The following is a 9,033-nucleotide window of genomic DNA, read 5'->3' as shown; positions in this document are numbered from 1 at the left end:
TTTTTTTTTTTGTTCTGTTTTGTGTTGTGGGGGGGGTGGTGTGGGTGTTTGTTTGGTGGTTGTGTTTTTTGGGGTGTTTCTCGGGGGGTGGGGGGGGGGGGGGTGGTGGGGGGGGGGGGGGGGGGGGGCCCCCCCCCCCCCCCCCCCACGACTTCGGCGGAGCCTTTTTCGCAAAACTGAGCGTTGACGCCACCACCGGCTTCGACGGCGTGAACAGCCACGCCTCGAAGAGCGCGTCCAGGTCCTCCCCGGAGATCTTCTCGGCGAGGGCGATGAACTCCTCGGTGGTGGCGTCGCCGTACTTCTGCGTCGCCGCCCAGGTCCGCACGATCGCGAAGAAGTCCTCGTCGCCGACGGCGAGGCGCAGCTGGTGCAGGGTCATGGCGCCCCGGTCGTAGACGGCGTCACCGAACAGCTGCGCCACGCCCGGGTCGGCCGGGGCGGTGGTCCAGATGTCCGCGTCGTCGGGGTACGTCGCGTACAGGTAGTCGAAGATCTCCTGCGCGGTGCCCTCCTCGTTCTTCTCCGACCACAGCCACTCGGCGTAACTCGCGAAGCCCTCGTTCAGCCAGATGTGCTTCCACTCGGCCACCGAGACCGAGTCGCCGAACCACTGGTGGGCGAGCTCATGCGCGACCACGTAGGTGTTGGCGCCGCGCCGGAAGAACGCTGACGAGTACGTCGGGCGGGTCTGGTTCTCCAGCGCGAACCCGAGCGTGCCCGGCGGGGCGACGAGCCCGCCGAGCGCCTCGAACGGGTACGGGCCGAAGACCGTGCTCTCCCACTCGGCGATCTCGGCGGTCCGCTCCACACTGGCCTCCGCCGCGAACCGGAAGTCCTCGCTGAGCAGCTGCGAGTACGCGTTGTAGACCGGCACGCCGCTCTCGCTGGTGTCCGTGGTGACGTCGTACTGGCCGACCGCGAGGAACGTCAGGTAGGTGGCCTGCGGCTTCAGCGACCGCCAGCTCCACCGGGTGTAGCCGAGCGTCTCGCGGACCGGCGGCCGCGGCTGGATGCCGTTGCTGATCGCCTCGACGCCGTCCGGCACCGAGACCGAGACGTCGAAGGTGGCCTTGTCCGACGGGTGGTCGTTGCTCGGGTACCACCACCAGGCGATCTCCGGCTCACCGATGGCGAGGGCGCCGTCCGGGGTACGGATCCACGCGGTGTAACCGGCGCCGACCTCGGTGGACGGGACACCCGCGTACTGCACGACGATCGTGAGGGCGCCGCCGGCCGGGACCGGGCGGGCCGGGGTGACGACGAGTTCGTGCTCGCCCTCGGTGGTGAACGTGGCGGGACGGTTGTTGACCCGTACCGACGAGACGTCCAGCAGGAAGTCGAGGTTGAGCCGGCTCAGGTCCTGGGTGGCCTTCGCCAGGATCGTGGTGGTGCCGGTGAGCCGGTCGGTGGCCGGCGTGTACCGCAACCGGACGTCGTAGTGGGAGACGTCGTACCCGCTGTTGCCGTAGTCCGGGTAGTACTCGTCGCCCACTCCGGGGCCGCCCGGGGTGGGCGCGGCCTTCGAATGAGCTGATGCCGGGGTGCCGGCGAGGGTCAGCGCTACAGCGAGCGCCGCCACGAGCAGTCTGCGCACGGTGGTTCCTTCCCATTGGGCAAAACCGTTGGGCATTCACCGTCAACATATCGAAGAATGTTTATCGACTGAACAACACCGCGCATTCCACGGCGCGGCGCCAGTTCGCGTACTCCGCGGCGCGCCGGTCGAGGTCCATGGCCGGCACCCAGCGGCCGGCCGGATGCCGGTTCGCCCGCAGATCCCGCAGGTCGGACCAGTACCCGACGGCCAGACCCGCCGCGTAGGCGGCGCCGAGCGACACCGTCTCGGCCACCATCGGCCGGACCACCGGCACCTGCAGCACGTCGGCGACGAACTGCATCAGCAGGTTGTCCGCTGTCATGCCGCCGTCGACGCTGAGCGCGGTGAGCGTCAGGCCGGCGTCGGCGTTCATCGCGTCGACCACGTCCCGGGTCTGCCAGCCGGTCGCCTCGAGAACCGCGCGGGCCAGGTGTCCCTTGGTGATGTAGGAGGTCAGCCCGACGATCACCCCACGGGCCTCGCTGCGCCAGTACGGCGCGAACAGGCCGGAGAAGGCCGGCACGATGTAGCAGCCGCCGTTGTCGTCGACGGTCGCGGCCAGGGTCTCGATCTCCGAGGCGGTGCCGATCAGGCCCAGCCCGTCGCGCATCCACTGCACGAGCGAACCGGCCGTGCCGATCGACCCCTCCAGGGCGAAGACCGGCGGCTCGGCGCCGATCCGGTAGCCGACCGTGGTGATCAGCCCGTGGCTGGAACGGACCGGCGTGGTGCCGGTGTTCATCAGCAGGAAACCGCCGGTCCCGTACGTGCACTTGGCCTCGCCGGGGGCGAAACAGGTCTGCCCGAAGAGCGCGGCCTGCTGGTCACCGATCGCCGCGGCGATCGGCACGCCCTCGAAATACCCGTAGATCTCGGCGGACGACCGGATCTCCGGAAGCATCGCCCGGGGGATGGCGAACCGATCCAGGAGATCGCTGTCCCACTCCAGCGATTCAAGATCCATCAACATGGTACGGCTGGCGTTCGTCACGTCGGTCAGATGCGATCCACCGGTCAGGTTCCAGATCAGCCAGCTCTCCATCGTCCCGAACAGCACATCGCCCCGCGCCGCCCGCGCGCCGAGATCGTGCTCCGCCAGCAGCCATTGGATTTTGGCGGCGGAGAAGTAGGTGGCCGGCGGCAACCCGGTGCGCTCCCGCACGAACCCGGCGTCGAGGCGGGCGACCAGATCCTCCGTCCGGGTGTCCTGCCAGGAGATCGCCGGCGCCACCGGCTGCCCGGTCGCCCGGTCCCAGAGCACCACCGTCTCGCGCTGGTTGGCGATCCCGATCGCGGCCACCTGGTCCAGCCCGATCCCGGCCTCGCGCAGCGCCTTGCGGATCAGCCGCTGCACGTCCCGCCAGATCCGGGCCGCGTCGTGCTCCACCCAGCCCGGCCGCGGGTAGGACTGCGGATGCTCGCCCCGCACCACCGAGACCACCGTCGCCCGGCGGTCAAACAGGATGCAGCGCGTCGAGGTAGTGCCCTGGTCGATCGCGAGCACATACCGCTCGCTCATGCTCCGGCCGCCAGATCCCGCGAGATGGACCGGGCGCTCGCGCACACGTGCTCGACGAGCGCCGGCCGTGCCTGCCGCCGGGTGTCGCAGAGGACCTCCACCGGTCCGGAGATGCCTATCGCGCCGACCACCAGGCCACCGATCGTCCGCAGCGGCGCCGCGATCGCCGCCTCCCCCGCCTGCCGTTCCTCGACCGCGAAACCCCACCCCCGCGCGCGGGTCTCACCCAGCTGCCGGGCCAGCTCCCGGCGATGGGTCACCGTCCTTCGGGTGTACGCGTCAAAGCCGTCCCGGGCCACCCCGGCGGCGGCCGTCGGATGGTAGGCGAGCAGCGTCTTGCCGAGGGCCGTGGCGTGCGCCGGGAGCGTCCGGCCGATGCCCATCGACTGGGCCGAGTCGTCCGGCCGGAACACGTGGTGCACGACGAGCACCCGGCGGTCCCGGAGCACGCCGATGCGCACCTCCTGGCCGCTGCGCGCGGCGAGCGTGTCCGCCCAGTCCAGTGCCCGGCCCCGCAGCTCGTTGACGTCGAACCCGGTGGTCTTGAGCTCCAGCACCCCACGGCCCAGCCGGTACCGGGCCGTCCGCGAGTCCTGCTCGACGAAGCCGACGTGCTCCAGCGTGCGCAGGATGCTGTGCGCGGTGGACTTGGGGAGGTCCAGCGCCTCCGCCACCTCACCGACCCGCAGCCGGTCGGCGGCGAGCAGCCGCAGCACCGCGGAGGACCGTTCGATGGACTGGATCAAGCCCGGCACGTGCGACATTGTCGCACGGACGGCGTTGCCGCCCTCTGCTCCGCTCCCTAACGTCGCACCTCTCCGCAGGCGATCAGGGAGGTTCTGTGGCGCACTTCGTCGGCGCGATCGATCAAGGCACCACCAGCACACGCTTCATGATTTTCGACCGGGCCGGCCGGGAGATCGCCCGGCACCAGATCGAGCACCGGCAGATCCTGCCGGCCGCCGGCCGGGTCGAGCACGACGCGACGGAGATCTGGGAGAACACGCTCAAGACGATCAGCGTGGCGCTCGCCGAAGCCGGTCTCACCCCCAGCGACCTGGCCGCGATCGGGATCACCAACCAGCGGGAGAGCGTGGTCGCCTGGGACCGGGCCACCGGGAAGCCCTGTCACAACGTGATCGTGTGGCAGGACACCCGTACCGATGCTCTGGTCGCCCGCCTCGATGCCGGGTTCGTGCGGGAGCGCACCGGACTGCCGCCGGCCACCTACTTCTCCGCCACCAAGATCCAATGGCTGCTGGAGAACATCGACGGACTGCGCTCCCGCGCCGAGGCCGGCGACGTGCTGTTCGGGACGATCGACAGCTGGCTGATCTGGAACCTGACCGGCGGGCAGCACCTGACCGACGTGACGAACGCCAGCCGGACCATGCTGATGGATCTCGAATCGCTGGAGTGGGACCAGCGGTTGCTGGACCTCTTCGGGATCACCCGCGCGATGCTTCCGGAGATCCGGCCGTCCGCCGAGATCTACGGACACTTCGAGGGCGTGCCGATCGCCGCCGCGATCGGTGACCAGCAGGCCGCGCTCTTCGGGCAGACCTGTTTCGCCCCCGGCGAGGCCAAGTGCACGTACGGGACCGGCGGCTTCCTGCTGATGAACACCGGCAGCACACCGGTCCGCTCCAGCCACGGGCTGATCACCACGGTCGGCTACCAGTTCGGCTCGTCCGTCACCTATGCGCTGGAGGGGTCGATCGCGGTGGCCGGCGCCGCCATCCAGTGGCTGCGCGACCAGCTCGGCGTGCTCGACTCGGCCGCGGCGAGCGAAGCCCTCGCCGCCGAGGTGGAGGACAGCGCCGGCATCTGCTTCGTGCCGGCGTTCTCCGGGCTGTTCGCGCCGTACTGGCGGCCGGACGCTCGGGCCGCCATCGTCGGGCTGTCCCGCTACCACACCGCCGCGCACATCACCCGGGCCGCGCTCGAAGCTATCTGCTACCAGACCCGCGACGTGGTCGAGGCGATGGCGCAGGACTCCGGCACCACCCTGGACTGCCTGCGGGTCGACGGCGGCGTGACAGGCAACGCGCTCTGCATGCAACTGCAGGCCGACATCCTCGGTGTGCCGGTGAGCCGGCCCGCCGTCGCCGAGACGACCGCGCTCGGCGCCGCGTACGCGGCCGGGCTCCGGGTCGGCTTCTGGCACTCCGTCGACGACCTGCGCGCCAACTGGCACGAGGACCGGCGCTGGCAGCCGACCTGGTCGCCCGAGCGACGCGAAGAAGGCATCACCCGCTGGAAAGCGGCCATCGACCGCACCCTCGGCTGGGTCGGCTGACCCGTAGGAAAGAGGACCGAAAATGAACACCGGAGTGATCTCGACGCAGGCGCGTGCCGCGGCGCTGGCCGCGCTCTCCGCCTCCTCGGCTTCCGACGAACTCGACGTGCTGGTGATCGGCGCCGGTGTGGTCGGCGCGGGCGCGGCCCTGGACGCCGCCACCCGCGGGCTCACCGTCGGGCTGCTCGAGGCCCGCGACTTCGCGAGCGGCACCTCTAGCCGGTCCAGCAAGCTGATCCACGGCGGCCTGCGCTACCTGGAGATGCTCGACTTCTCGCTGGTCCGCGAGGCCCTGCGGGAGCGCGGCCTGCTGATCCAGAAACTCGCGCCGCACCTGGTCCGGCCGGTGCCGTTCCTCTACCCGTTGCAGCACCGGGCCTGGGAGCGGCTCTACGTCGGCGCCGGCATCGCGCTCTACGACACCCTCGCGCTCTCCGGCGGCAACACCGGCCTGCCCCGCCACCGGCACCTGTCCCGCGTCGAGGCCCTCAAGGCGTTCCCGTCGCTGCGCCCGGAGACGCTGATCGGCGCGATCCGCTACTACGACGCCCAGGTCGACGACGCGCGGCACACGATGTTCCTGGCCCGCACCGCGGCCGCCTACGGCGCGCACGTCGCCTCCCGCACCGAGGTGATCGGCTTCCTCCGCGAGGGGCGGCGCGTCGTCGGCGTCCGCGCCCGGGACCTGGAGAGCGGCGCCGAACTGGAGATCCGCGCCCGCACCGTGATCAACGCGACCGGGGTGTGGACCGGCGAGAGCCAGGCCCTGCTCTCCGGCGAGCGCGGCCAGTTCACCATCACCGCGAGCAAAGGCATCCACCTGGTCGTGCCGCGCGACCGGATCTCCGCCCGGTCCGGCATGATCCTGCGTACGGCGACGAGCGTCCTCTTCGTCATCCCGTGGGACCGGCACTGGGTCATCGGCACCACCGACACCCCGTGGGACCTGGACAAGGCCGAACCCGCGGCGTCCGGCCGGGACGTCGACTACCTGCTCGCCGAGGTCAACAAGGCGCTGGTCACGCCGCTGACCCGCGACGACGTGCAGGGCGTCTACGCCGGGCTGCGACCGCTGCTCTCCGCCGAGGCGTCGAGCACCGCGAAGCTGTCCCGCGAGCACGCCGTCGGCAACCCGGTGCCCGGCCTGGTCATCGTGGCCGGGGGCAAGTACACGACGTACCGGGTGATGGCGAAGGACGCGGTCGACGCCGCCGTCGCCGAACTCAGCACCCGGGTGCCGGCCTCCTGCACCGATCAGGTCCCGCTGCTCGGCGCCGACGGCTTCCGGGCCGCCTGGAACCGCCGGGCTCAGCTGGCCCGCCGCGCCGGCGTCCACGTGAACCGCATCGAGCACCTGCTCCGCCGGTACGGCACCCTGATCGACGAGGTGCTCACCCTGATCGACGAGGACCCGGCGCTCGGCCAGCCACTCGACGGCGCACCCGACTATCTGGCGGCCGAGGTCGTCTACGCGGCGACACACGAGGGCGCCCGGCATCTGGAGGACGTCCTCTCCCGCCGTACCCGGATCTCCATCGAAACCACCGACCGCGGCGTCGCCGCGGCCCGGACCACCGCGAAGCTGATCGCGGGCCCGCTCGGCTGGACCGCGGAGCAGGTGGAGCGCGAGGTCGCCCACTACGAGGCGGTGGTGATGGCCGAACTGTCGGCCCAGGAACAGCCCGACGACGAGAGCGCCGACGCGGCCCGCCGCACCGCCCCACTCGCGGCGTCGGCCGCCTGACCACCCGCCCGCCGGGCGGCGGCATCTTCGATCAGGTCGGCGGCGACCAGACGGAGAGCTCACCGCCCGGCGCGGACACCACCTTGAAGCCGTCCGGCCCCGCCAAGGTCCATGCCTCGAAGTCGTCGTCGGCCAGAACCACCAGTCGCACATCATCGGCGAAGTCGATCCGCAGGCCGCCGCGGTCATCACTCGCCGCCGACGTGACCACTCGGCCGACCAGCCGGGTATCGCTCTCCGCGCCGGGTGTGATCTCGTGGGTGCCGCTCGAATCCAACAGGGCGAAGACCGTCTCGATGCGAATTTCGTAGCCGCCACTGAACGTCAGCGCCACGGTGTACCCGAAATCCTGAGCAACGACCTTCTGCCCGGCGAAACCCAATTCCATGATCACCATCCTTGGGGTACGGGGTAGGACCCGTCCGGCCGAATCGGGATGTGCGTGGCCGGGTTCGGCCCGGGTTTCCCGTCGAGGCCCACCGGCTGCCCGTGCTGGTTGTAGAAGCGCACGTATCCATCGGGATATCTGGGCGTCGGCTCCATCACCCGGACCATATCAGCGTTACCAGCGGATCCCGGCTTCTGATAGACGGTGCCCTGTCCGTTGTCGGCCGGTCGCGAGGACCACCCTGGCTTCACTCCGGCCGGATTGCCCGCCGTCGAATCAGCGACGCCGGACGACGCTGCGTCACCACGGGTCTCCATCGGTGTGACCCGGTCCTCACCGGACGCCTGAACTGCGAGGTTGCCCACCGCCGCGGTGGTGATGCCAGCGCCGGTCGCGAGTCCGGCGGCCGAGACGACGCTCAGCGGCACGCCGGCGACGGCCCCGACACCTGTCGCGCTCAGTGCGACACCGGTTCCTCCCCCTCCGGCGCTGAGCAGCGCCAGTCCGGCGCCTGCGGCGGCCAGGGCCACCGAGCCGGGGTTGTTGACCATCGCGGTGCCGAACGACGCGACGCCGTTCACGACATGCGCGCCGGCGTCGTGCAGCGCGTCACCGAGTTCGTCGAGCCACCCCGACTTCTCCGGCGCCAGTTCGGCCTTCGCCCGCAGTGTCCGCGCTGCTACCGAGGCGGCCGACCGAACCTGCGCCCGCGCGTTCTCCAGCGTGCCCACGGCCGCCGAGCGGAAGTCGTCTCCGGGATCGGACAGCGGCGGCACGGCCGTGCCCTGCGCCTCGGAGGTCAAAGCCTGTCCCTGATTCCAGAGCCGGACCGCCTCGCCGGCCTGCTCTCGCGCCCAGCGCAGCGTCGCCGCGTAGTCGTCGAGTGCGCCCGCGCCAGCCTGCATCGCGTCTGCCGCCGTGAACCACCGTCCCGGCTCGTAACCGAACTTGTCCCGGAACCGCGCGGCCGCCGCGCCGGTCCAGGCGCCGGTGTCGATCGAGCGGAGGCCGTTGCCGGCGTCCCCGGCGCTCTTCGCCCGTCCCCGCAGAGCCGCGGCGTCGGCGGACACCGCCTCCGGGTCACCGGGCACCAGCATCCTCGGATCGGACGTCCGGCCCAGCTCACTCATCCATCGCCTCCAGCGCCGGATCGACCGTCAAGGTCCGGGCGGAGGCCTCGTCGACGGCTCGATAGGCGGACGCCGCCCGGGACAGCGCGTCGCTGATCAGCCGAGCGTCTTCGGTGAGAAGGTCCAGCCCGTCACTCCAACGGCCGCAGTAGTCGCGGAACGCGCCGGCCAATTCGTCGTCGCCGTGATGCGCCGCCGAACTCTGAAGTTCGTGCAGACCGGATTGATCCTGCTCAGCGACGGTTCGCGCAATCGCGGACGCGGCCTCGTCGATCGTGGCGAGGTCCACGTGGAACACCGTTCCATCCATGTCTTCTCCTCGTGGCACGGGACAGCGTGCTCGGTGGACTACC

8 protein-coding genes are annotated in these 9,033 nt (G+C 70.9%); 2 read left to right on the top strand and 6 right to left on the bottom strand.

Features of this window, described 5'->3' with window-relative positions; all coding sequences use genetic code 11:
* From AB0F72_RS38775 to AB0F72_RS38765, 3 genes are all read right to left on the bottom strand, one after another.
* The coding region (locus AB0F72_RS38775; RefSeq protein ID WP_360443039.1) for a M1 family metallopeptidase at positions 1-1,597 on the bottom strand (1,597 nt) is incomplete at its 3' end.
* A 61-nt stretch (positions 1,598-1,658) separates the two neighbouring features.
* Positions 1,659-3,119, bottom strand: coding sequence for a glycerol kinase GlpK (gene glpK / locus AB0F72_RS38770; protein ID WP_360443036.1), 1,461 nt, complete (start codon positions 3,117-3,119; stop codon positions 1,659-1,661).
* Entirely contained in the window at positions 3,116-3,874 is a 759-nt protein-coding gene (locus AB0F72_RS38765) for an IclR family transcriptional regulator (protein ID WP_360443033.1), read from the bottom strand. The genes glpK (AB0F72_RS38770) and AB0F72_RS38765 overlap by 4 nt, the downstream gene beginning before the upstream one ends.
* A gap of 86 nt (positions 3,875-3,960) precedes the next feature.
* On the opposite strand from AB0F72_RS38765, the gene glpK (AB0F72_RS38760) reads away from it, so the two are divergent.
* A complete protein-coding gene (gene glpK, locus AB0F72_RS38760) occupies positions 3,961-5,418 on the top strand; it encodes a glycerol kinase GlpK (protein WP_360443030.1) in 1,458 nt (485 codons plus the stop codon).
* A gap of 22 nt (positions 5,419-5,440) precedes the next feature.
* Positions 5,441-7,162, top strand: a complete 1,722-nt coding sequence (locus AB0F72_RS38755; RefSeq protein ID WP_360443027.1) for a glycerol-3-phosphate dehydrogenase/oxidase — start codon at positions 5,441-5,443, stop codon at positions 7,160-7,162.
* Positions 7,163-7,193: 31 nt separating this feature from the next.
* On the opposite strand, the gene AB0F72_RS38750 is transcribed toward AB0F72_RS38755, so the two are convergent.
* The 3 genes from AB0F72_RS38750 to AB0F72_RS38740 are packed head-to-tail and all read right to left on the bottom strand — an operon-like array spanning position 7,194 to position 8,990.
* Positions 7,194-7,559 (bottom strand): DUF6188 family protein, encoded by a 366-nt coding sequence (locus AB0F72_RS38750; RefSeq protein ID WP_360443024.1) that lies wholly within the window; start codon positions 7,557-7,559, stop codon positions 7,194-7,196.
* The gene (locus AB0F72_RS38745) at positions 7,553-8,680 is read right to left on the bottom strand and encodes a putative T7SS-secreted protein (protein ID WP_360443021.1); all 1,128 of its coding nucleotides are present in this window, start codon (positions 8,678-8,680) and stop codon (positions 7,553-7,555) included. Before AB0F72_RS38745 ends, AB0F72_RS38750 begins: the two co-directional genes overlap by 7 nt.
* Positions 8,673-8,990, bottom strand: coding sequence for a hypothetical protein (locus AB0F72_RS38740; RefSeq protein ID WP_360443018.1), 318 nt, complete (start codon positions 8,988-8,990; stop codon positions 8,673-8,675). The genes AB0F72_RS38745 and AB0F72_RS38740 overlap by 8 nt, the downstream gene beginning before the upstream one ends.
* Between the last annotated feature and the right edge of the window lie 43 nt (positions 8,991-9,033).

Origin of the sequence: Actinoplanes sp. NPDC023936 (assembly GCF_040639325.1) — a bacterium.
GTDB lineage: Bacteria > Actinomycetota > Actinomycetes > Mycobacteriales > Micromonosporaceae > Actinoplanes.
The sequence above is the reverse complement of the archived record's forward strand: the minus strand, read 5'-3'. Positions and strand labels throughout refer to the sequence as shown.